Source organism: Candidatus Nitrosopumilus koreensis AR1 (assembly GCF_000299365.1).
In the GTDB taxonomy this organism is placed as follows: domain Archaea; phylum Thermoproteota; class Nitrososphaeria; order Nitrososphaerales; family Nitrosopumilaceae; genus Nitrosopumilus; species Nitrosopumilus koreensis.
In genome coordinates, this window is sequence record NC_018655.1 from 556,544 (window position 1) to 577,309 (window position 20,766).

General features: G+C 33.4%; 30 protein-coding genes. 18 read left to right on the forward strand and 12 right to left on the reverse strand.

The features are described 5' to 3' along the window. Positions 1-2: 2 nt before the first annotated feature. A complete protein-coding gene (locus tag NKOR_RS03220; protein ID WP_014962929.1) occupies positions 3-212 on the reverse strand; it encodes a hypothetical protein in 210 nt (69 codons plus the stop codon). 93 nt (positions 213-305) lie between these two features. Here NKOR_RS03220 and NKOR_RS10515 point away from each other — a divergent pair, with 93 nt between their 5' ends. Both NKOR_RS10515 and NKOR_RS03225 read left to right on the forward strand, forming a co-directional pair. Beyond that, positions 306-431: a hypothetical protein gene (locus NKOR_RS10515; protein ID WP_255348576.1), complete on the forward strand. Its 126-nt coding sequence runs from the start codon at positions 306-308 to the stop codon at positions 429-431. Further along, complete coding sequence (locus NKOR_RS03225; RefSeq protein WP_026089956.1) at positions 412-993, forward strand: endonuclease dU; 582 nt, start codon at positions 412-414, stop codon at positions 991-993. Before NKOR_RS10515 ends, NKOR_RS03225 begins: the two co-directional genes overlap by 20 nt. Here NKOR_RS03225 and NKOR_RS03230 read toward each other — a convergent pair. From NKOR_RS03230 to NKOR_RS03240, 3 genes are read right to left on the reverse strand one after another with little or no spacing between them, the layout of a single operon-like run. Beyond that, positions 982-1,743 carry an SDR family NAD(P)-dependent oxidoreductase gene (locus NKOR_RS03230; protein ID WP_014962931.1) on the reverse strand — a complete coding sequence of 254 codons (762 nt, stop codon included), beginning with the start codon at positions 1,741-1,743 and terminating at the stop codon, positions 982-984. The two genes, NKOR_RS03225 and NKOR_RS03230, sit on opposite strands and share 12 nt — an antisense overlap. 53 nt (positions 1,744-1,796) lie before the next feature. Next, positions 1,797-2,675, reverse strand: a complete 879-nt coding sequence (locus NKOR_RS03235) for an NAD(P)-dependent oxidoreductase (RefSeq protein WP_014962932.1) — start codon at positions 2,673-2,675, stop codon at positions 1,797-1,799. A gap of 3 nt (positions 2,676-2,678) precedes the next feature. Next, a complete protein-coding gene (locus NKOR_RS03240; protein ID WP_014962933.1) occupies positions 2,679-3,065 on the reverse strand; it encodes a hypothetical protein in 387 nt (128 codons plus the stop codon). 81 nt (positions 3,066-3,146) lie between these two features. Between NKOR_RS03240 and NKOR_RS03245 the strand changes: the two genes are divergently transcribed. Further along, positions 3,147-3,515 carry a C2H2-type zinc finger protein gene (locus tag NKOR_RS03245; RefSeq protein WP_014962934.1) on the forward strand — a complete coding sequence of 123 codons (369 nt, stop codon included), beginning with the start codon at positions 3,147-3,149 and terminating at the stop codon, positions 3,513-3,515. Here NKOR_RS03245 and NKOR_RS03250 read toward each other — a convergent pair. After that, positions 3,506-3,808, reverse strand: a complete 303-nt coding sequence (locus NKOR_RS03250; protein WP_014962935.1) for a hypothetical protein — start codon at positions 3,806-3,808, stop codon at positions 3,506-3,508. The genes NKOR_RS03245 and NKOR_RS03250 overlap by 10 nt on opposite strands. Positions 3,809-3,858: 50 nt before the next feature. Here NKOR_RS03250 and NKOR_RS03255 point away from each other — a divergent pair, with 50 nt between their 5' ends. From NKOR_RS03255 to artG, 4 genes are all read left to right on the forward strand, one after another. Then, positions 3,859-4,056 (forward strand): hypothetical protein, encoded by a 198-nt coding sequence (locus NKOR_RS03255; RefSeq protein ID WP_014962936.1) that lies wholly within the window; start codon positions 3,859-3,861, stop codon positions 4,054-4,056. Positions 4,057-4,088: 32 nt separating this feature from the next. Then, positions 4,089-4,751, forward strand: a complete 663-nt coding sequence (locus NKOR_RS03260; protein WP_014962937.1) for a DsbA family protein — start codon at positions 4,089-4,091, stop codon at positions 4,749-4,751. Continuing rightward, entirely contained in the window at positions 4,752-5,231 is a 480-nt protein-coding gene (locus NKOR_RS03265; RefSeq protein ID WP_014962938.1) for a hypothetical protein, read from the forward strand. Positions 5,232-5,475: 244 nt separating this feature from the next. Continuing rightward, positions 5,476-6,420, forward strand: a complete 945-nt coding sequence (gene artG, locus NKOR_RS03270; protein WP_014962939.1) for a thaumarchaeosortase — start codon at positions 5,476-5,478, stop codon at positions 6,418-6,420. Here the strand turns inward: artG and dinB are convergent. Continuing rightward, positions 6,407-7,501 (reverse strand): DNA polymerase IV, encoded by a 1,095-nt coding sequence (gene dinB, locus NKOR_RS03275; protein WP_014962940.1) that lies wholly within the window; start codon positions 7,499-7,501, stop codon positions 6,407-6,409. The two genes, artG and dinB, sit on opposite strands and share 14 nt — an antisense overlap. Before the next feature lie 208 nt (positions 7,502-7,709). Between dinB and NKOR_RS03280 the strand changes: the two genes are divergently transcribed. Next, a complete protein-coding gene (locus tag NKOR_RS03280) occupies positions 7,710-7,952 on the forward strand; it encodes a hypothetical protein (RefSeq protein ID WP_014962941.1) in 243 nt (80 codons plus the stop codon). 208 nt (positions 7,953-8,160) lie between these two features. Here NKOR_RS03280 and NKOR_RS10520 read toward each other — a convergent pair whose 3' ends face one another. Next, positions 8,161-8,289 (reverse strand): hypothetical protein, encoded by a 129-nt coding sequence (locus tag NKOR_RS10520; RefSeq protein WP_016939671.1) that lies wholly within the window; start codon positions 8,287-8,289, stop codon positions 8,161-8,163. A gap of 225 nt (positions 8,290-8,514) precedes the next feature. On the opposite strand from NKOR_RS10520, the gene NKOR_RS10525 reads away from it, so the two are divergent. Together NKOR_RS10525 and NKOR_RS03285 are read left to right on the forward strand one after the other, a co-directional pair. Further along, positions 8,515-8,643, forward strand: coding sequence for a hypothetical protein (locus tag NKOR_RS10525; RefSeq protein WP_016939673.1), 129 nt, complete (start codon positions 8,515-8,517; stop codon positions 8,641-8,643). A 162-nt stretch (positions 8,644-8,805) separates the two neighbouring features. Beyond that, positions 8,806-9,213 (forward strand): hypothetical protein, encoded by a 408-nt coding sequence (locus NKOR_RS03285; protein WP_232203043.1) that lies wholly within the window; start codon positions 8,806-8,808, stop codon positions 9,211-9,213. A 146-nt stretch (positions 9,214-9,359) separates the two neighbouring features. On the opposite strand, the gene NKOR_RS03290 is transcribed toward NKOR_RS03285, so the two are convergent. Continuing rightward, complete coding sequence (locus tag NKOR_RS03290) at positions 9,360-10,253, reverse strand: transcription initiation factor IIB (protein ID WP_014962944.1); 894 nt, start codon at positions 10,251-10,253, stop codon at positions 9,360-9,362. A gap of 463 nt (positions 10,254-10,716) precedes the next feature. Between NKOR_RS03290 and NKOR_RS03295 the strand changes: the two genes are divergently transcribed. The 7 genes from NKOR_RS03295 to NKOR_RS10530 all read left to right on the forward strand — a co-directional run bounded on the left by NKOR_RS03295 (position 10,717) and on the right by NKOR_RS10530 (position 16,458). After that, positions 10,717-11,040, forward strand: coding sequence for a P-II family nitrogen regulator (locus tag NKOR_RS03295; protein WP_014962945.1), 324 nt, complete (start codon positions 10,717-10,719; stop codon positions 11,038-11,040). Positions 11,041-11,176: 136 nt separating this feature from the next. Beyond that, positions 11,177-11,458, forward strand: coding sequence for a hypothetical protein (locus NKOR_RS03300; RefSeq protein WP_014962946.1), 282 nt, complete (start codon positions 11,177-11,179; stop codon positions 11,456-11,458). A 127-nt stretch (positions 11,459-11,585) separates the two neighbouring features. Then, positions 11,586-11,822: a hypothetical protein gene (locus NKOR_RS03305; RefSeq protein ID WP_014962947.1), complete on the forward strand. Its 237-nt coding sequence runs from the start codon at positions 11,586-11,588 to the stop codon at positions 11,820-11,822. A gap of 244 nt (positions 11,823-12,066) precedes the next feature. Further along, positions 12,067-14,874 (forward strand): fibronectin type III domain-containing protein, encoded by a 2,808-nt coding sequence (locus NKOR_RS03310; protein ID WP_014962948.1) that lies wholly within the window; start codon positions 12,067-12,069, stop codon positions 14,872-14,874. Positions 14,875-15,557: 683 nt separating this feature from the next. Then, complete coding sequence (locus tag NKOR_RS03320) at positions 15,558-15,806, forward strand: hypothetical protein (RefSeq protein WP_014962950.1); 249 nt, start codon at positions 15,558-15,560, stop codon at positions 15,804-15,806. A gap of 45 nt (positions 15,807-15,851) precedes the next feature. Further along, positions 15,852-16,238, forward strand: a complete 387-nt coding sequence (locus NKOR_RS10315) for an AlbA family DNA/RNA-binding protein (protein ID WP_238535976.1) — start codon at positions 15,852-15,854, stop codon at positions 16,236-16,238. Positions 16,239-16,326: 88 nt separating this feature from the next. Beyond that, positions 16,327-16,458 carry a hypothetical protein gene (locus NKOR_RS10530; RefSeq protein WP_255348577.1) on the forward strand — a complete coding sequence of 44 codons (132 nt, stop codon included), beginning with the start codon at positions 16,327-16,329 and terminating at the stop codon, positions 16,456-16,458. On the opposite strand, the gene NKOR_RS03335 is transcribed toward NKOR_RS10530, so the two are convergent. From NKOR_RS03335 to NKOR_RS03345, 3 genes are read right to left on the reverse strand one after another with little or no spacing between them, the layout of a single operon-like run. Next, positions 16,455-17,075, reverse strand: a complete 621-nt coding sequence (locus tag NKOR_RS03335) for a LysE family transporter (RefSeq protein WP_014962953.1) — start codon at positions 17,073-17,075, stop codon at positions 16,455-16,457. The genes NKOR_RS10530 and NKOR_RS03335 overlap by 4 nt on opposite strands. A gap of 46 nt (positions 17,076-17,121) precedes the next feature. Next, the gene (locus NKOR_RS03340; protein WP_014962954.1) at positions 17,122-17,835 is read right to left on the reverse strand and encodes a proteasome assembly chaperone family protein; all 714 of its coding nucleotides are present in this window, start codon (positions 17,833-17,835) and stop codon (positions 17,122-17,124) included. A 36-nt stretch (positions 17,836-17,871) separates the two neighbouring features. Next, on the reverse strand, positions 17,872-18,813 hold the full coding sequence (locus tag NKOR_RS03345) for a deoxyhypusine synthase (RefSeq protein ID WP_014962955.1): 942 nt from the start codon (positions 18,811-18,813) through the stop codon (positions 17,872-17,874). 104 nt (positions 18,814-18,917) lie between these two features. Between NKOR_RS03345 and NKOR_RS03350 the strand changes: the two genes are divergently transcribed. Next, a complete protein-coding gene (locus NKOR_RS03350; RefSeq protein ID WP_014962956.1) occupies positions 18,918-20,012 on the forward strand; it encodes an inositol-3-phosphate synthase in 1,095 nt (364 codons plus the stop codon). Here NKOR_RS03350 and NKOR_RS03355 read toward each other — a convergent pair whose 3' ends face one another. Next, positions 20,013-20,750, reverse strand: a complete 738-nt coding sequence (locus NKOR_RS03355; RefSeq protein ID WP_014962957.1) for a carbon-nitrogen hydrolase family protein — start codon at positions 20,748-20,750, stop codon at positions 20,013-20,015. Positions 20,751-20,766: the final 16 nt, after the last annotated feature.

A 20,766-nucleotide genomic window follows, 5' to 3' on the forward strand; every position in this document is an offset into this window, starting at 1 on the left:
AATTATTTTTTCAATACAGGCACGCCGTTTGAATCATTCTCTCTTTCTGGATCAAATGTGCTCATATGTGCTAGATCTCGGTGCATGTAACTGTGAGTTTCACCTTCTTTTTTTCTACAGAACTTTGAATGAATTGTCTCTTCTATTTTCAATGTGGTCTCATTTTCATGAAACAGTCGTTTTCCACATTCAGGACATGTGAATTCAGGCATATTTTTAGACCATATCAAATCTATTTAGATGTTTCATGTTGTTGACCTCGCCCTGATCCGAAACTTTAGATGTTTAAAAATACATTATTTTTCATGGATGAATCTCAAATCTCATCTTTTGTAATGTGGTCTGCTGTTACTGGAATCATAATGCTTGTCACTGGATTAAGTTATCGGGCATATGTGGGGAAAAAGAACCGTGAGATCTCTTCATCTTGAAAAAAAAGGTCTGCGTGGATTAGCTATTGCTGAAAGCTTTAAACAAAATTCTACAAAATCCATCTTCTCAGGTGTTGTAATGCGCAGAGACTTTGTTATTGATGGATTTGTTTTTGGCAGTGCTACCTTGGAAGGAAATGATGCCACTGATGCAATATTGAAGATGTATGACGATCTAGAAAGACCTGATGTTAGCTATATTCTGATTTCTGGATTAATTGTTTCAATGTATAACATCATTGACATCAAAAAATTATTTGAAGTATTGAAAATCCCAATAATTGGCGTTTCATACCGTGACTCTTCTGGAATTGAAGACTCACTAAAACATCACTTCCCAAATTCTTTTGAATCCAAGATAAATGAATATGAAAAATTAGGTAAACGAGAAAAAATCACACTAAGTACATCTCATGATGTTTATGTTCGAAAAGAAGGGTGCACATTAAATGATGTGCGCCATCTTCTCAATGATTTAACATTACATGGTTCTATTCCTGAACCAATTAGAGTTTCTCAACTTTTGGCAAAAACATTACTTGAGAAAGGCTTATCCTTCTGAAGCTGTTTTTCCACCATCAACATTTAGAATTGCCCCAGTAACCCAACTTGCTTCATCTGAAGCCAAGTATAACACTGCATTTGCAACGTCTTCTGGTTCCCCAACTCTTGCCAGTGGCAATCTCTCTTCAAGTACTTTTCTTGCTTGAGGATCATCAAGATATGGCTTGATTGAGCCTGAATTAATTATTCCAGGGTTGACACAGTTACATCTAATGTTTCTTCTTGCGTATTCTACTGCAATTGATTTTGTAAACATGGGGATTGCCGCTTTAGTTGCAGAATAAACTGCTAAATGCACTCTTGGAATTGCTCTCTCACTTGAAATAGAGCCTATATTTACAATCGCACCATTTTTGACATCAGACATCTTTGTTAGAACAGCTTTTGTCATATGAAAAACTCCTAACAAGTTTACGTCAATGAGTTTCCTAATTTCTGAATCCTGCATTTCATGAAAATGGATTGGATCATTAATTGCGCCTGCATTGTTTACCAAAATGTCTATTCTCCCGTATGTGTCCATGATTTGATTTACAACTTGCAGTGCTTGAGATTCATCTGTCAAATCACATGTCATTGACACTGTAGAGTCTTCACTTCCTATCTCTTTTCTTGCTTTTTCTAACCCTTCTAGATTTCTAGCGACAAGAACAACCTTTGCCCCTTCCTCAACAAATTTCTTAGCAATGCCCTTGCCAATGTCGCTTGATGCACCTGTAACTATTGCAACTTTATCGTTTAATCTCATAATATGGTGTATTTGTAATAACTTATAGAATTTTTGTTATATCTCATTCGTGATTATTTGGATTCGTTAATTCTTTTAATATATTCTATAATTCCTGTGTAGTCTATTCCGCCTAACCCTTCCTTTACTGCATTTTCATAAACTTCTTCAGCTTTTTTTATCATGGGTAACTCAATCCCTAATGATTTTGCTGCATTAGTTATTGTGGAGATATCTTTTTTGAGATTTGCAAGTGTAAATGTTGGCTCGTATTTTCCATCTATCATTTTGAATGCTTTATTTTCACTCATCCCTGTTTTGAAATACGTAGAGTTTAAAATTTCAAGAAAAATTTTAGGATCAACTCCAGCTTTTTTCACTAATGTGATTCCTTCAGATAATCCAAGTGCAAGCATGGTGATTTGTAGATTCATGGCTAGTTTGATAGAATGAGCAACGCCATTTTCGCCTAAAAAAAACACCTTGTTTGCAATCGTCTCAAATACCTCTTTACAGTTCTCAAAACTTTCTTTGTCCCCTGATGCCATCATAACTAAATCCCCTGTAATTGCTACATTGGGACCTCCCATTACTGGTATGTCTAATTTGTTTATGCCGTGTTCTTGAAATTTTTCTGAAATGTTTTTTGATTCTGAAGGGTCGATGGTACTCATGTCTGCAACAATCAATCCTTCCTTTCTTCCCTTCACAATTCCGTTTTCTCCAAACGACACCTGCTTTACTGCATCTGCATCTTTTACAACTATAACTACTAATTCTGATTTTTCTGCAACGTCTTTAGGCGCATCTACAATGGTCGCCCCTTTTTCTTTTGCTTGTATTGTTTTGTCTTTGTTTCTATTGAATACTGTAACCTCAAATCCAGAATCTAACAAATGTAATGCAACTGCATTTCCAAGCATTCCTAACCCTATGATTCCTATCTTTTTCATGTTCTAATGTCGCTCCTCATCTTCAATTTCCCATTGACTATTTCCAAATCTTGGGGCTGAAAATTTTAGTTGTCCAACTGTTTTGTCTCCCTTTTTGACCTTGGCAAAATCAAATTTTTTCACACTAAGGATCTTTTCTTTTGGTTTGTATCCTCCTTCGATAACTTTTACTTTGAATCTTTTACTTGCCTTGATTATCATTTTTCTTGCAGTTTGAACATCCCCCATCCATGAAAACATCTCAAATTCACCAAAATTTTTTGTAGATACATTATATCCATATAGCCTTGCTTCAAGTTTTATTTTTTGGGACTTTGCATGTTCGTTTAGCCAAGCAACAACTTCTTCGCCATGGCCTTTCTCCACACCAAAAGTTTCTGAATCCCTCATCTACACAAACCACAATATTGAACAATAATAATCATTTTCAATAATTGTTAAACTAAAATAATGATTTGAATCAAATTATTCATGCTTACGATTGACTGCAGGGATGTCTTATCTATCAAACATGAATTGGTAGTTTATGTCTCAGATCAGGTTGCAGCCATACCAACTCTGAAAAACAACCAATTCACTCTGTCTACATTAGATGATGATGAGATTATTGACACCAATACTGTAATTACTGCAATCAAAGAATTTTTGGATTCTATCGGTGAAGGCAGAAATTTTGCTGTTATAGGAAATAACGAGATGATTAGCATTACTTCTGTATCTGGAAAAACAATTGAAAGGGAGCAAACTCAACAACAAGAAATGTTTTCGTGTACTCACTGTGGATTTGTAACACGCTATCAAGTTGAACTAGAAACTCATATGAGAATCCATTATCTCTGAATCTTTTTAAAAATTCTTGGAATCGTATTCTTTCTAATTTCTGAGGCCTCTATTGCCATTGCAAAATTATAATGCGGAAATCTTTCTTTGTATTCGGTAATGTAACTCTGTGCTACATTCTGTGTTTGAAAATTCACTCTGACACCATCTAATTTGATTTCTTTGCCAAAAACATCGTAAATCACTATTGAATGTCTATTTGGATTTACATAGAATTTTGTACTGCAATACCATGCAACTCCTAATACCACAACAAAAAAACCTGTCACAAATTTGTCTAGAATTTTTCTCATATCTTGATTTTCAACAGGATCTTTATAAGCACTAATCTCGGTAATTTGTTATGGATAAACCATCTCGAAACAATGTCGCAAAAGTTTATTGCGAAAAATGTGATCTTGTATTTGAGTCTCGTGAGAGATTTGAAAAACATCTTGATAGCCATTCTTCTGGTGTTCAATGTGAGGTTTGTCCAATTGACACTGCCATTGCAAAATTCACCAATCTGTTTAAACGAAAATCATCTCATAATTTGGAATAAGTTTTTTTAACTCATCTCTGATATTTTCGAACATGAACAAAAAAGGCGTAATTATAGGTGTCGTTGTTATTGCAATTATTGTTGGAGTTGCAGCATCTTTGTCTTCAACCCCTACCGAAACTGTGAATATTGACATGACTAGAACTCATGGAACCATTTCTACTTCTATGGGGTCTCCTATCTTGGGTGATCCCTCTGCTCCTGTAACCATTGTTGAATTTGGTGATTACCAATGTCACCAATGCTATAACTGGTTTCATAATACAAAACCTGCCATAACTCGTGATTACATTGACACTGGGAAAGCCAACTTGATTTTTGTTGATATGGCATTCTTGGGAAGAGATTCAGGTCCTGCAGCTCAAGCAACTTACTGTGCTGAAGACCAAGGAATGTACTGGGAGTATCATGACACACTTTACAATTCACAAGAAGATAAAATTGATAATGGTTGGGCTAACACTGAAAGACTAAAGGCTTTTGCATTTTCTATGGGGTTAGATATGGACTTGTTTGAAAGTTGTCTTGATTCTGGAAAATATTCTAAACGTGTTCAGTATAACACTCAGCAAGCAAGAGATCATGGTGTAAGAGGAACACCTGGATTCTTTATTGTAGGGCCTGATGGTCAACAACAGATTGCTGGCGCACAACCATTTTCAGTGTTTAAACAAATTTTGGATCCATTGGTATAGATGACAAACACAATCAAAATTGTCTTTTCAAATTCAAAATACCTTGTGCTTTCTTTTGTAATTTTCTCAATCATGCTAATAGGATTGTTGATATCATCTGAATACATTTTCTTAGAGCCATACGTTGTAAGTCATCTTCCATCTGGCACTGAATTGGGATTTGTTCTTATTGTAACTCTTTCTGCATTATCTGCACTAGTTCTTCCGATGAATGTTTTTAGGATTAATGTTTTAAAAAGTTCAAAACAAAAAATGGGTGGCAGTGTTGTTGGTTCTTTTGTTGGGGCAGCAGCTGGTGCATGTAGTTGTGGCCCAATCGGATTTGCCGTAATCTCCACATTTGGATCAGTTGGCGCTACTGCGACTGCCTTTTTGACAAATTATGAAATTCCACTTAGAATAATTGCAATTGGTATTTTGGCAATTACCTATTTTACAACTGTAAAATCTCTCAAAACTGAGTGTAAAATCAACTCTTGATTTTGATTCATTAGAAATTACCATTTAGGCAAACGTTTTCAACCTTTGAATGTATCTTAAAGTCTGATGCAATATTGGTGTGACATTCATTTATGTTCCAATTAGGCCAAGCAGGAGAGATCCTGATGCTGACGAAATAGAAGATGCTGAAGACTAGCATCTTTTCCTATTTGTATTGTTCAGTAATGAATTTGTGAATTTTACAAAGTCGAGCTATTTATTTGCCTTTTTCAAGTTTAACGTAATGCAGAATTGGAATCTGATTGCTGGAATTTTGATAATTGCTAGTCCTATCCTATTTTCAATGATCGCATATCCTGATTCTGTAGCTTGGAGTTGGAATGAAGGTAGGGGCGGATATCTTTTTGCACTTGTTTTTGTTGTAGCTGAACTCATTGGTCTGAAAATTGTCATTTCAAAAAAACGATTACTTACAGTAGTACCCATTGCATTACTGACTATCTCTTATCTTGTTTCATTAGAATATGGCTTGAGAGATTACATTATTTCATCTGCCGAACAATTTGATGTTCAGTTAATCTATTCGTGGACTTGGATGTGGGACTTTATTGTAATGGCAATCTTCATTGTTGTAGCATTGTCTATTTTCTTTGGAAAGAGATGGATTAGAATTGCTCCTGCAGGACCTATCTTTCTAACTGGCACTGCAATCATCTTGTCTCTTGATGCATTTTTCCCATATGATACACTTGGACCATTACAATACATTGTTCCATATTTTGTTCAAGCAAATGTGTGGGTGATCACACTGCTTGATCTTGGAACTGCTGTTGCAAGAGATAATGTGATGTTCTTGCGTGGAGATCACGGCTCAATGGCTCTTCAGGTATTTTGGCCATCTGCTGGGGTTCATAGCATTATCATTTTCTCATTAGTAATTGGGGCATTCATGTTAAAGATGAATATTCCTAGAGCACGAAAATCAATGTATTTTGTTTTGGGTATTATTGGAACAATCACTGTAAACCTAATTCGTATATTTTCTCTGTCTTGGTATGCGCTCAAAGTAACAACTGATCCTGTGGCTTGGGAGGAATATCACAAAATCGCAGGTGAAATAATGTTCTTACCGTGGCTATTTGCATTCATTTTGGTAGTTATTTTGATAGAATCTAGGCGTCTGAAAAAACGAGAGGAACAAGAAAAATCATCATCTAAAAATAACTAGTAATGTCTCTTTGCCCTTGGTTCTCTGAAAGTTCTGACACTTTGACTCCCAATCGCCTAACTGTGATTGTCTGATTTTCTAATGCTTCTTTGAGTAATTGTTGTGCTGTTTTATTCAATTCTTCTAAACTTGTAGTTGAATTTCTAAGCATTTTTGATTTTGATTTATTTGATAAATCTGATTGAACAAAGCTTATTCCAACTGATTTGAACATCTGATTCTTTTTTTGAATTATTTCATGAACTTCTTTACATAATTCTAATAAATTCTCTAAAAGAAATGTGTAGTCTTTTGAATCTTTTTTTAAAGTTACAATTTTTCCATGTTGAATGCTAGGTTCTCTTTTTTTTACTGGCTCATTGTCAATCCCTCTTACTGCATTATAGATGAAAGTACCACTTTTTCTACCAAACTCTTTATTCAAAGTAAACACATCAAGTTTTTTTAAATCTCCAATAGTCTCAAAATTCATTTCAGCAAATCTTTGTTCTGTCTTTTTTCCAATTCCTGGAATGTCTCTGATTTTTAATGATTCCAAAAACTGTTCAATTTTTTCTGATGATACAACTGTTAATCCATCTGGTTTTTGAAAATCAGATGCAATTTTTGAAATTAATTTATTTGGAGAAATTCCAATTGAACAACTTAGTTTTGTTTTTTCTCTAATGGAATTTTTAATTTGTTGAGCCAAATGACTGGCTTTCTGAAAATTACCTTCCACTCTTTTTGTTACATCAAGATATGCCTCATCTCTTCCTACATATTCAAAAATATCTGAAAACTCTTCCATGATTTTCATTGCCTTTTCAGACATTTCAGAATAATAATCAAAATCAACTGGTAAAAAAACCGCATCTTCCCTATCTTCTAACCTCTTTTTGGCAAAGACTATCGGTATTCCTGATTTGACTCCATATTTTCTTGCAGTATAGTTTGCTGTTGCAATAGCTCCGCTATCTCCCCCTCTATCTGAAAAAACACATACGCAAACTGGTTTTGATTTTAATTCTGGTGATCTTATCTCTTCACATTGCGCATAGAAGTAATCAAAGTCTATGTGGAAAACTACCCTTGTTTCCAATATTGTACGATGAACTTTAGATTATTACTATATTATGTATTCATCTAAACATCTTCGATCATCCCTTGTATTCAAATGCTTTAGTTCAAAACTAAACTAAACCAAAATTTGCAAAACGTTGATTGGTATGTGACCCCAAGGGGAAGTATAGTTGTGTCTATTCTATGGCAAATCAACTAACTATTGTCTTAATAAGCAGGAACTGTATATGATAGTGGATAAAAAATACTACATGACACTTGAGAACAATGAATTAACTGGAATTTTAAATGAAATTAGAAATGAACTTGTCAGTCAGATATCGCTGGCCAACAATCAAAACGAAAAAATTAGCATAAAAAAACTCTCTCAAAATGCCCATGAATTAGATCGAATAATTACTGTATCTGGGATTTCTGATGAAGATAAATTAATGTTGCAAAAAATTTTCTGCAACTCTAGTACAAAATAATACAACTGCCAAAAGTCTGAGATATGAAAAACAAGACCTTGAAAGAATACTTTCCAATCTGGAGGACTAGATATTATGAATAAAATACAATTGTACGGCCAAAAAATATGTTCAGATTGTAAGAGAATGCATTGTCAAAATTGATGTAATTGTATCATTATTGGGATAATTATTGCTGTTACAATTTCTAATAAGTCCTACTTGAATTCTAATTTTTTTCTTCACGAATATCTTTTTTTAATTTATCAAGAGTTTCCAAATATTCTTTTTTAGCTAAATTTTCAGGTTTTGTTTTGTTATTTTTGTTAACTTGTGGCTGTTTTGTTTGTTTTTTCATAATGATGTTCATTATGGTTAGTCACTCTAATAGTTAAGTGGAAGCATAGTTGCGTCTATTCTATAGCAAATCAACTACATCATGTCTTAATAAGCAAGTTCGACATATGTAATTATGTTCAAAAATATTCTTGCAAGACTGAAAGGAAAACAAGAAAAGATGTTAAAGGATGTAAACCCATTCAAAGAACCTGGAAAAACGAAACCAGAGGATCTAGAAAAATAAATGACATATCATTGCAAACACTGCAAATTTACTTGGGATTCCTCTGAAGGGGATATTCAAAAACTACTTCTTCATGAAAAGACTCATTTGAAAGAAAAGGCAACATACATTGCAGGAAAAACGGCATAAGACCATGATTGCAATTGATGATTTGAGATCATGTGAGAATTGTGGTAATGTGTTCTTAAAAAAAATAGCAAACAAGCTAACAAACAGATGTCCTGCGTGTAATGTGTGGAAGAAGGAAATTTCTATCCAATGACATCAAATGTGTTTGCTTGCAAAACCAAATTGAGTGAAGAGCGAGTAATACATACTACAGAATACATGCACAAAGACATACCCGATGGAACTGAAGTTTGCATACTAAAACGTCCGTTAACACTTGAGGAATGGAGTCAGATTCTACAAAATCAGGAAATAGTTACAAAAATGACTGAACAGCAGGATAATTCAACACAAAATCCTAATGAGTATGTGCAGAAGATTAATTCTACAATAGAATATGGGGAAAATAAGATCAGGCAGATCCAAAAAAGGATCTCAAAAAACGAGGTAAACCAGGAATCAATGGAATCCCATTCAGATTATGACTACAAAGACTTACTCAAGGAATTAAACGAGTCAGAAAAGGAACATAAAAAAGATTTGAGATTGTTTCTTGACTTGCTTTGCAAATATAAAATCATAATCAAATGAATTCTGAAATATGTGCTGTCTTTGGCCTAATGGAATTCAGTAGGTTTTACTGCTCATTCCACCAATGATGTTTCTTTTCGACATTGTGGTGCAGGAATTTGTACAGTATTTTCTTGAGATAAGAAATATCTAACACAATATCCAAATCATAATTCCAATAATTTTTGTATTGTATTTTTTCTATTACGTAATGTTACAGTTGATATTCCAGAAATTTTTGAGAATGTACTCTGTGATATATTTTCTCCCATCAGCATGGATGCCAGATATAGTGATGCGGCAGCCTGTCCAATAGGATTCTTTCCAGCAGCAGAACCACATTTTTCAACATCTGATAATATCTTCAAAGCATAACGTTTGGTTTTCTCAGAAAATCCTAGATCATTGGATAATTTAGTCAGAAATGAGGAGATATTGTATTGAGGCAATACAAGTCCAAATTCATTAATTAAAACTCTGACTGATTTTTGTAGATGTTTCTTTGTAATGTTGGCAATTTCAGAAATATCCTCCAGACTTCTAGGGGTCATAGTTTGTCTACATGAAACATACAAAGCTGCTGCCATCAAATCATCAGAACTTCTTCCTCGGATCAATTGATGTTTTTGTGCCCTTCTAAATAGTGACGATGTACCTTCTATTGTATTCTCAGAAATGCCTAACTTTCCTTTTAATCCGTTTAGAAAAGTTAGAGATTTTACAAGAGTTCTTTCTGATGATTTTCTTGCTTTGCTTCTACTATCTAATACTCTTAGTCGATTAAATCTTGATTTGTTAGATGAGCTTAATGATTTACCTTTAGCATCTTTATCTTTTCCAATGATAGATGACATTCCTTTGTCATGTATTGAAAGGGATTGCTTTGAACCAACTTGACTCTTACTCATGAAATCCTCTAAACTATGAACGGGTGTTTCATTATGATTATCTAATTTTTCTTCGATAACTGTGCCACAATTTGCACAAAAAATCTCTCCATTAAATGTGTCTGTGATTAATTTACTATTACTGCAATTATGAATTTGGTACTTTTGTAACATAAATATAATGCATGTCTTTGTCTTTTAAACCCCGACAAAATTAGTTCTAGCTACTATCAATACAAAATAAAACATAATTAATTAGATATTGTTGAATTTTCTAGAATAAAATAATCTTTTTTATTTTAGGGCATACAATATCAAAGTAAACAACTGACTGAAACTTAAGACCAATACAGGATGTATACTGGTGAAAGTTTCATTAATCATTACTATGTTAAGTGAGTATTTGTAGAATGCTGATAATTTTGTATGTCTTGTTTACATAACCATCAGTTTCTTTTAACTACTAATTTCACTATATGGTATTATGGAAGAGAAACAAATTAAAGATAATCACAATTCCGACAAATGTTTACATTGTATTGATATCTGCCGAATCTACTATGAACATAGAACCTACTATTGATGAAATAATTCGATCATTGAAGGATATGCCGTAAAAGGATTAGTCTAAAAAATTGTGTACAAAATTAAAGCAATAGTGAGAAATTCAACTTTGTCTGACGTCAAAAAATCTCTGATGGATATTTCGACTTTTTCAGCATATCAAGTTCAGATTACAGAAATATCTTATGCACATAAAGGATTGAAATCTGATATCAGTAATTACATTCCTAAATCAAAAATTGAACTTTTGTGTGCAGATAAAGATAAAGAGGAAATTATTAGCACTATACAAAAAACTGCAAGCACGGGCCAAAAAGATGATGGCGTAGTGGTTAGTTATAAAATTGATAAATTTGGAAAAATTTGTGATATTGGAGTTGACCTTATTACATACTAAGATATTGTTTCAATTTTTAGCACGATTGTAATTAATTTCCAAAGCAAAATGCCTCTTAAATTGTAGACTGGCTGTGCCTGCCTATTTGATACATGCTATAAGCAGTTATTTTGTATTGTGAGTAGGTTATGAATAATTGAGCAGAACTACCAGTCCTAAAGCAGTTGAAATTATAAAAAGAAAATCCATTGCGCCTACCTTTGATCCTAGTATGAAAACTTTGATGCGAATAGTAAAATTTATGACTGAACACCAATCTGAAGGTAAAACCCAGATGGCCCTTGATACCAAACTAAATTATGCAAGGCTTGCAAAACATATTGTTTGGATGGAGAAAAAAGGTCTGGTTAAATCTACCGTTAAGGATGGTAAAGTTCTCATTGTTCTGACCTCCCTGGTAGAGATTTTTCAAAAGTAATTTCTAAAATTTTTTAGATTAAAGTACTTACCAATATGTCTACTATGTTATCACATTTGTATGTCGAACCAACATTTATGTCAGCGTTATTCAAATGTACTTGCTTTATTAAAATAATGGTTAGATAATGAGTAAAAGTAGAAATTTTATTGGAATTGGTATTGCAAGTGTTGCAATAATCATGGTATTTCTTTTTACCAACATATTTGATCTTGCAGAACCTGCAGTTGGTCAATACGTTGTTTCTGCAAAGGAGAATGTCTCACAGGTAGATGGTGAAGATGTTGTATCTGGAGCGGAATTACTATCTTCAAGTATTGCAAACGAGACATCTAAAATAAAAATACAAAACCCCCTTCCTTAATTGCAAAATTTTATTTTATAAATAATAATTGTTAATAGCCCTCTAGATACAATATTCCAAAATTTGTAGATTGCACTAACAAATATGTATATGAAATAAACAAATATGTCAGCGTTTCTTAATTACTATTTTTTTGAATTAAAATAAGTTGACTCCTATTAACAGATGTAAAAGCATACAATACATATCACAATCAAAAAAATTTCTGGTATTATCGTTTATTTCATTAGCTATTGTTTATTCTATGTCTTCAGAAGCAAGTGCTGCAAATGCTCCAAATCCTCCAAACAACTTTTCTATTCAAGCAGTTTCAGACGATCAAATTAATCTTTCATGGTCCGCCCCATATGATGGAGGTTTCCCAATTACTGGATATGTGATAACATATGTAGTAGATAATGGGTCATTCGTAGAATTAGATACAATCGATGGGAATATCACAAACTATTCACACACAAATCTTGTGACGAATCACATTTACTTTTACCAGGTTTCTGCAATAAATTCAGTTGGCCAAAGTATTCCGACAAAGTTTTTGAGTGGTACAACATTACATGGCACTTCTGTTCCTGATTCTCCTACATCACTTCAAGCAAACCCTGTATCACCTACAAGTGTTTTTCTATACTGGAATGCACCTCAAAATAATGATGATTCTATAATTACAGGTTACATGATAGAATATGGCACTATAACGAATCAATGGCATGTTTTGGTTTCAAATACTGGAATTCCTCAGACATCGTATTATCATTCAGGTATTGATGCTGGTAAAAACTACAATTACCGTGTTTCTGCAATTAATTCTAATGGCGTTGGAAATCCCTCAAATGTCGTCTCTATTGTTCCTGAGGTAACAACTTCTCCTACAATAACATCCATCGTGATTAATCCTACACAAGTTACATTGAGCTGGATTGCTCCATCGTATACCTATGGTGAACGAATAATTGGATATGCAATTGATACAAAAATAGATGATGACGTATATGAGCACACAGTTGAAAATACTGGACTTGTAACAAGTTACACTATTTCAGGACTCACAACAGACAAAACATACACCTTTAGACTAATTGCTCTTTTCGATGAAGGCACTCGAAGTATCTCTTCCCGTGATGTATCTGTAATTCCAACTTATACATCGTATTATCCATTTCAAACACAAAATAATCTTCCAATTGGTACATCAGTTTACACAGGACAACAATCTCCACATTCTACTAACACTGTAGTATTTTCAAATCCTGGCACTCAGACGCAATACTTTCAATCGCCTAATACGGACATAGATGGCATCTGGGCAAATGTTTCAACATATGTTGATGGCGCAGTACTTTACTTTGATTCTGAAGGTAAAACATACTCTTTGGCAATTCTTCCAAACTCCAAGACATGGATTAGTTTTAACAATCCAATTGATGTATCAAATGTTAGACTGAATATAGATGATAGATTATATTCTAGTGACATAGGCCGTATCGCCTATGTTGATTTAGATACTGAAACACCATCTCCAGTAAGTCAACTTCCAATTGGTACATCAGTTTACACAGGACACCAATCTCCAGGATCCCTTAACACTGTAGTATTTTCAAATCCTGGTCCTCAAACCAAAAACTTTCAATTTCCTGATACTGTCAGTGAAGTGAATGGCATCTGGGCAACTGTTTCAACATATGTTGATGGCGCAGTACTTTACTTTGATTCTGAAGGTAAAACATACTCTTTGGCAATTCATCCAAATTCAAATACATGGATTAGTTTTAACAGTCCTACGACTATTTCAAATACAATAATAAGTATCGATGACAGAGGATATTCTAGTGATGTAGGTAGTGTTTCATATGTTACTCCAGATGTTACACCACAATCCCAATCAGCACCAGATGTACCCTTAGGCCTTCACGCAAATCTTTATTCTGACGATACTGTACAACTTACTTGGGTTTCTCCTTTAAACAATGACAAATATCCCATATTGGGATATAGAATAGAGTACAAAACCAATTCAGATAGTGATTGGAATGTTATCTCCCAAAATAATGGACTTCAGACAATATTTGTTCACTCAGGACTTTTAGATAACAAAACATACACGTTTCGAGTATCGTCCATGAATATCTATGGCATAAGTGATCCTTCAATTAATGCAAGTGTGACTACCGGAAGAGTGGTTCAACCAACTCCAACTAACACATACACGTCATCAGGTGTACTTCCAATATTTAATACCGACACATCAATTAGTTATGTCATTTCTGGTGGCAAAGTATTTGGTGTTGTACTCGACAGGGATGCAACTTCATTAGACTTCATGCTTGAAGGAGAAACAGCCGGTACACTCTATACCCAATTATCAAGAACTTTAATTGATGCTATACAATCCGATGAAAGTGACAGATCTTTCTTTGTAACTGTTGATGGTGTCAATGCTCAATTCACTGAAATTAAAACAGACGATTACAGAAACATGGTAATTTCATTCCCATCTGGTACAAACAATATATCTATAATCGGTACATCTGTGGTTCCAGAATTTGGAACAATTGACAAAGAGTATGTTTTACCTGAGCCTGGAACTACTCCTGATTCATTTGTATATGGATTCAAAAAAGCATTTGAAGGGTTAGACTTGTCATTTACATTTAATCAAAACGATAAAGTTTCAAAACATCTGAAATTTGCAGAACTTCGACTAAGTGAAGCTAAAGCAATGGTTCAAAAAGGAATGCCTGAACTAGTTGACGATTTAACAAAAGACTATGAAAAACAAGTATCTGGTGCAAAACAAATTGCCAACTCTGCTTCAGCATCTGTAGATAAAGCAGCATTAACTGAAACTATAATGTTAGCATCATCAAAACATATTCAAGTTTTAACTAGTCTCAAAGACACACTTCCCGAACAAGCACAATTAAGAATCCAAGTGATAATTGATAATTCTAAAAAAGACATTGGTATTGCAATGAAAGAATCCTCCAACCGTGCTGCTGATGCAATGGTAAAGTCAGAAGAAATGAAAAAAATAGCTGAATATAACAAGCCATAATCTAATTGATGATTGGTTCTATATGCGTAAAGTGAATACAATTAGTGGAAATACCGTAGAAAGAATGTGTGCTACATCTTGAATTTGAATTAACCATGTGGTGTTTCTATTATTTTTTCAGATGGCACAAGAATGGTTGAATGTGATTAGAAAATGAAAACTATGTTTCTTGCAATAATTAATGCAATTATAATTTTGGATAAGAGAAAATGAAATTCAAAAAATCATATTTACTGTTAATTATTTTTCCAATTTATGGAACGATAGCCTCAATAGGAGGACATTTACATGAAATGAATGCTCATGAAAGTTACATAACTTTATTTTTTAATCCCTTGGTGTGGATTTTTACAGATCCTCACATACGTTATTTTCCAGTTGAAAATTATCAGATTGTTTTAGGTCCTGAATTAATTTTATTTTTTATAATTATAAATATTATTTTTTGGATGCCAATTGGATTTATCATTAGTAAAATAATACAGATACGAAAACCCAAATTATCTAAATAAAATTAAAAAAAACATAATACAAAATAACAGCCATTGGTTGTGTAGAAAATGAAACCTAGACTTTCATGCGTGCCAATACTTTGTAAACAGTATTTGGTGTGCAAGCCTATTTTGAATACTTACGAAAAATTGACATAAATCATCTAAATACCCAAATGATTCATTATTCTCATGGACTCTCCTATCTCAGTTGATGAAAATGGCCTGAAAATTAAACCTGAAAAAATGGAAAAAGAGAAACTCTATCACTGTATTTTCAAAGAAAAAGCAATGTTAATTTTCAAAGATTCTCAGGATGTCATGAATTGCTATGAAATTGAAGAAAAAGATCTTGTTGAAAAAATTAAGAACATTAGTGACAATGACGATCTAGAAAAATTATTTGATGACTACCTCCATGAACAAGACCTGAAAAATTAAATAAAAGCGAGAGAGCATTTTGTTATTAAAGGAATAAAGAATTGAGTGACAGTAAAAAATCAAAAGACGCAGAAGATATTTTATCCGAATTTGATTCTAGAACTAAATCTGAGCCAGAAACATCTCCAGTCTAAAGAAACAAAATCTTCCAAATCTCCAGAAGAACGAGATGTAATTTTTGTTGGTACAAAACCTATCATGACTTATGTTTCTGCAACTTTGACTCAACTTTCAACAAGACCTACTGTTACCATAAAAGCTAGAGGAAAAAGAATTACACAAGCTGTTGATGTTTCTCAAATGATTGTAAAACGAATGGACTCTGTTGGGTATGTAATTAGTGATGTGAGAATCTCATCTGATTCACTAACTTCTCAAGATGGTAAGCAACGTAATGTCTCTACCATGGAAATTGACATTTCAAAAGAATAATTTTAAAATCCCAATTATAATTTTAGGTGGAATTTTAATTGTTGGACTTTTACTATTTTTTTCAAATTATTCTTGTGGTGTACAGCACATGCAGATTTTAAACGAAATAAATTCTTACGAACAAACACTTGATCCTGAATTCTGTGAAGTGATTGTTGAAAAAATAGATTTGTTTAATGATGATTGTGAACCTCAAATTGAAATTCTTGATTGTGGTTAAAACTCTATTTCTTGTAAAAATGTAATTCCAAAATAAATCAACATCATACTTAATCCTGTCATCAATATTTTGTAATTTTTGTTTGAAAGAATTTTTTTACTTTTTGAAGCCAAAAATGAAACTGCACCTAACCATGCAAAATCCATCCATATGTGCAATCCGAACATGATTAACATGCCTGAAAATGCCCAAATCAACATCGCATCTGAAATTAATTTGAATCCTATGGTCACCCACCATATGATGAAAAATGGATTTAATCCACTTAACAAAACACCTGTGATTAATGCACCTTGTTTTGAATTTGGATGTGAAAATTCTTTTTCTCTAAAAACTGTTCTAATTTGTAATATTGCAAATATGAACAGAGTTAATGCCCCTAAAATAGAAATGGTTGTTCTAAATTCTGGAAAACTTTCTAAGGAAAAAACACCAATTCCTAACAATATGACTAAGGGCAATTCTACTATTGCATGACCTGTGGCCATTTTGATTCCTGATTTTGCACCTCCTCTTAATCCGTATGATATGTTTGCTGCAAAAAGTGGTCCTGGCGCCATGACTCCTGATGCTGAAATAACTATGACCAGTATGGCAAATTCTAAAAATTGTTCCATTTACAAATTTTTGTTATTTTAATGAAATAAACATAATCTCAAGAACTTACATGTACATGGAATCTTTTAGGTGATGTGATTCTTCCTCTGCTTCTTTGATGATTGTTTCAGCTTTTTCAGCTTCTCGCTGTAATGCTGAAACATCACATGTAGATCCTGGAATCAATTTTGACATTGCTACACATAATTGTGCGCTAGAGTTAAAGTCAGGACCCTTTCCATCTGTATGAAAAATTATTACAATAACATCTTGTCCTGATATACTTGCTGCATTTAACAATGTGCCTGGAATTCCAGGTATTGTTCCATGTTCTAAAACTTTTAGTCCTGCATTTTTTATTTTTGCTCTTGCTGATTCAGTACTTCCAACCCCAATTATATCGTCATTTTCGTTGGGAGATTTTACCGCTATACTGCTTATGATTAATCCAATTTTGTGTTTTTTTGCCCAATTTAGCATTGTTTTAGCTGTTATTTTGTGCAATGATTGATCAAGTGTAAGATATGATGAGAATATGCCGACTTTCAATTCATCATTGACAAAAATTTTTGATGGGTAATTTGGCTTTCCATTTTTTATGATACTGATTGGTGGAAATATGTCTGAATCAATTATTCCTGCTAACTCAAATTGTGATGTATGTATCATTGATTCTGTTGCAATTGCACTGCTGAATCCTGCTGATGGAAAACCGTCAATGAGATATCCTCCCTCTAAGTTTAATGGTCTTAATTCTTTAACTTTAATTTTAGGAAACATGATTGGTTTTTGTTTTTATTAGATAATAGGTTTTATCTAATTTTGTAATTTCGATACTAGTGTTGCATAAATAAATGGCAAAATTGTTGTTACTTCTGCATGTAATGTTGTTTGTTTTGCTTTTTGTGTAACTTTGCCCCAAGAAATTGCCTCTCTTACTAATGCCCCACTAAGACTACCGTCAAATTCTTGTGCAGTTGTAATGTAAAAAGCATAATCTAACCCCTCTCTGTATTGATTCCACCATAACGTATGGTGTTTTGAGATTCCTCCGCCAATCATAAATGCTCCTGATTTTTTGGCTTTGAATACGTGTCCTGATAACAGATTTGCATCCCCTGCCATGTTTAATTTGAAATCTCCATGTTTTTGTGTAAACAACCAAATCTGACTTCCCACTGCTCCGTCCATAATTCCTGGAACAACAACATCTACGTTGTTTTTGTATGCCCAATAAAGAAATGAATCTTCACCTAAGTGTTTGCCAATCATCTTACAAATCTCTGTAGTTGTCATTTCTTTTGTGCCGTTTTGATATTCTTCTTCTAAAAATGACTGCATTTTTTCTTCTATAAGTGGACCATAACTATCCATAGGCACTAAAACATTGCCTAATCTGTGAATATCTTGGTCGGCTAATTCCTTATCGTCCATCGTAAATGATCCTTCTTTGTAATGTGAAAAATGTCTGGCAATGTCATGATCTAATGCCCCACATGTTGTAATTACTATATCAAACCATTTGTTTTTGATCATGTCTTTGATGATTCCTCTTAGTCCTGTTGAAACTACAGCACCTACAAATGAAAGAAATCTGAGACATTGTTTATCTGAAATCATTTCTGTTAAAATTCCTAATCCGTCTGAAAGGTTTACTGATTCGAATCCTCCTGATTGAGATAATTCCTCAAAAATTTTTTCTATTGGCATGTTTGGACTAATCTCTATATCTTTTACGGGACGACCTGGCTCTAACATGATCTTAAACGTTGATGTCAAGTATAAAATCCTGCCTTAATTTTCATTATTTTTTTAATTTCTCTAAGAAAACTTTAAACCCGTCCAATAACACCAATTTTCGAATGGCAGGTAGAATCAAGGTAGGGTTAGTCGGAATAGGTAATTGTTTTTCAGGTTTAATTCAAGGTATTGAGTATTATAGAAAAAATCCTGATCAAGAAGTTACTGGAATCATTCATGATAAATTAGCTGGTTATGGAATTCATGACATTGATTTTGTTTGTGGTTTTGATGTTGGTGAGAATAAAGTTGGAAAATCTCTTCACGAAGCAATCTATGCATATCCTAACATGGTTGATTGGATTCCAAAAGATGAATTGCCAAAAACTGATGCTAAAATTTACGAAAGCCCAATTTTGGATGGTGTTGGATTATGGGTGGAAAACAGAATCAAGCCTGTTGAAAATCCAAAATCTGTAGAAGAACTCACTAAAGAAATTAAGCAAGTAATCAAAGACACAGGTGTTGAAATAATTGTATCTTATTTGCCTGTGGGCTCTGACAAAGTCACTGAATATTGGGCACAGATCTGTCTTGATACAAACACTGCATTTGTGAATTGCATTCCTTCGTTTATTGCATCTGATGAAAAATGGGCAAAAAAATTCGCTGAAAAGAATATTCCTTGTATTGGTGATGATATTAAAGGACAAGTTGGTGCAACTATTGTTCACAGAACATTAGCTAAGTTATGTAATGATAGAGGAACTAAAATTGAAAAAACATACCAAATCAATGTTGGTGGCAATACTGATTTCCTAAACATGAAAGAACAAGATAGACTTGTTTCCAAGAAAATTTCCAAAACTGAAAGTGTTCAAAGTCAACTTGATGAAAGATTAGATGATGATCAAATCTATGTTGGACCTTCTGACTTTATTCCATTTTTAGGTAATACAAAACTTATGTTTATGAGAATTGAAGGTCGTCAATGGGCAAACATTCCTTACAATATGGAAGTTCGTTTAGAAGTAGATGACAAGGCAAATTCTGCAGGAATTGTAATTGATGCAATTCGACTAGCAAAAATTGCACTTGATCGAGGTGTGGGTGGGCCAATTAAACCTGCAAGTGCTTATCTGATGAAGCACCCGATTGAACAAACTTCTGATGTTAAAGCAAAAGCTGAATGTGAAAAGTTTGTTGCAGGCGACTAATTATTGAAATTTATTATAATCTGAAAATCTTTTTTTACGTTCTATCTCATACTTCTTAAGATCAAATTCTCGTGACACTCCTTGCTCTCCATTCACTTTGGTGATCTTTGTAGTGATTACTTTGTTATTTTGATGTAAATCTACTATCAAACTGTTGCCTCCAAATTTGTGATTCTCTACATTAGCTGCTAGAATGGGGATTCTGTTCTCCAGTGATCTGACTTGAACATACATTTGCCATGGGTCTATACCTCTCTTGACAATTCTGCTTGGAGATAGCAATACTTGGGCTCCTTTTTTTGCTAGAGTGTTTGCCACTTGCGGAAATACCATATCATAACAAATGATTATGCCAAATTTACAGGCAGTTTTGAAAATTTTTGCCTCTTTTCCAGGCTGGACATTATCTTTTTCATAGTCAAACGGGTGTATTTTTTCTTGTTTTCCTATGAATTCTCCTTTTGGCCCGATAATTGGCGATACTATGGATGACTTGCCTCTATTTGTCTCATAAAATGCGCCTGGAATTATGGTCATTCCAAAATCTCTGGCAATTTCTTTGAATTCTTTAAACTGTAAATCCCAGTCTGAAATATGATTATTTTTTAACCATTGCTCAGGCAAACATACAATCTCAGTCTCTTTTCTTCCTAACTTTTTTAAAATTTTTGAAACATTTGAAATAGATTTCTGATCTGTATTGTATGTAACAGTTTGAACTAATCCTAATTTTGTCATACTTGTAAACACATTA

Bases quoted from the DNA above. Each gene is read 5' to 3' on its own strand.
- NKOR_RS03220 (WP_014962929.1), bottom strand. From the start codon at position 212: ATGCCTGAATTCACATGTCCTGAATGTGGAAAACGACTGTTTCATGAA.
- NKOR_RS10515 (WP_255348576.1), top strand. From the start codon at position 306: ATGGATGAATCTCAAATCTCATCTTTTGTAATGTGGTCTGCTGTTACT.
- NKOR_RS03230 (WP_014962931.1), bottom strand. From the start codon at position 1,743: ATGAGATTAAACGATAAAGTTGCAATAGTTACAGGTGCATCAAGCGAC.
- NKOR_RS03235 (WP_014962932.1), bottom strand. From the start codon at position 2,675: ATGAAAAAGATAGGAATCATAGGGTTAGGAATGCTTGGAAATGCAGTT.
- NKOR_RS03240 (WP_014962933.1), bottom strand. From the start codon at position 3,065: ATGAGGGATTCAGAAACTTTTGGTGTGGAGAAAGGCCATGGCGAAGAA.
- NKOR_RS03245 (WP_014962934.1), top strand. From the start codon at position 3,147: ATGCTTACGATTGACTGCAGGGATGTCTTATCTATCAAACATGAATTG.
- NKOR_RS03250 (WP_014962935.1), bottom strand. From the start codon at position 3,808: ATGAGAAAAATTCTAGACAAATTTGTGACAGGTTTTTTTGTTGTGGTA.
- NKOR_RS03255 (WP_014962936.1), top strand. From the start codon at position 3,859: ATGGATAAACCATCTCGAAACAATGTCGCAAAAGTTTATTGCGAAAAA.
- NKOR_RS03260 (WP_014962937.1), top strand. From the start codon at position 4,089: ATGAACAAAAAAGGCGTAATTATAGGTGTCGTTGTTATTGCAATTATT.
- NKOR_RS03265 (WP_014962938.1), top strand. From the start codon at position 4,752: ATGACAAACACAATCAAAATTGTCTTTTCAAATTCAAAATACCTTGTG.
- artG (WP_014962939.1), top strand. From the start codon at position 5,476: ATGCAGAATTGGAATCTGATTGCTGGAATTTTGATAATTGCTAGTCCT.
- NKOR_RS03280 (WP_014962941.1), top strand. From the start codon at position 7,710: ATGATAGTGGATAAAAAATACTACATGACACTTGAGAACAATGAATTA.
- NKOR_RS10520 (WP_016939671.1), bottom strand. From the start codon at position 8,289: ATGAAAAAACAAACAAAACAGCCACAAGTTAACAAAAATAACAAAACA.
- NKOR_RS10525 (WP_016939673.1), top strand. From the start codon at position 8,515: ATGACATATCATTGCAAACACTGCAAATTTACTTGGGATTCCTCTGAA.
- NKOR_RS03290 (WP_014962944.1), bottom strand. From the start codon at position 10,253: ATGTTACAAAAGTACCAAATTCATAATTGCAGTAATAGTAAATTAATC.
- NKOR_RS03305 (WP_014962947.1), top strand. From the start codon at position 11,586: ATGAGTAAAAGTAGAAATTTTATTGGAATTGGTATTGCAAGTGTTGCA.
- NKOR_RS03310 (WP_014962948.1), top strand. From the start codon at position 12,067: ATGTCTTCAGAAGCAAGTGCTGCAAATGCTCCAAATCCTCCAAACAAC.
- NKOR_RS03320 (WP_014962950.1), top strand. From the start codon at position 15,558: ATGGACTCTCCTATCTCAGTTGATGAAAATGGCCTGAAAATTAAACCT.
- NKOR_RS10530 (WP_255348577.1), top strand. From the start codon at position 16,327: ATGCAGATTTTAAACGAAATAAATTCTTACGAACAAACACTTGATCCT.
- NKOR_RS03335 (WP_014962953.1), bottom strand. From the start codon at position 17,075: ATGGAACAATTTTTAGAATTTGCCATACTGGTCATAGTTATTTCAGCA.
- NKOR_RS03340 (WP_014962954.1), bottom strand. From the start codon at position 17,835: ATGTTTCCTAAAATTAAAGTTAAAGAATTAAGACCATTAAACTTAGAG.
- NKOR_RS03345 (WP_014962955.1), bottom strand. From the start codon at position 18,813: ATGTTAGAGCCAGGTCGTCCCGTAAAAGATATAGAGATTAGTCCAAAC.
- NKOR_RS03350 (WP_014962956.1), top strand. From the start codon at position 18,918: ATGGCAGGTAGAATCAAGGTAGGGTTAGTCGGAATAGGTAATTGTTTT.
- NKOR_RS03355 (WP_014962957.1), bottom strand. From the start codon at position 20,750: ATGACAAAATTAGGATTAGTTCAAACTGTTACATACAATACAGATCAG.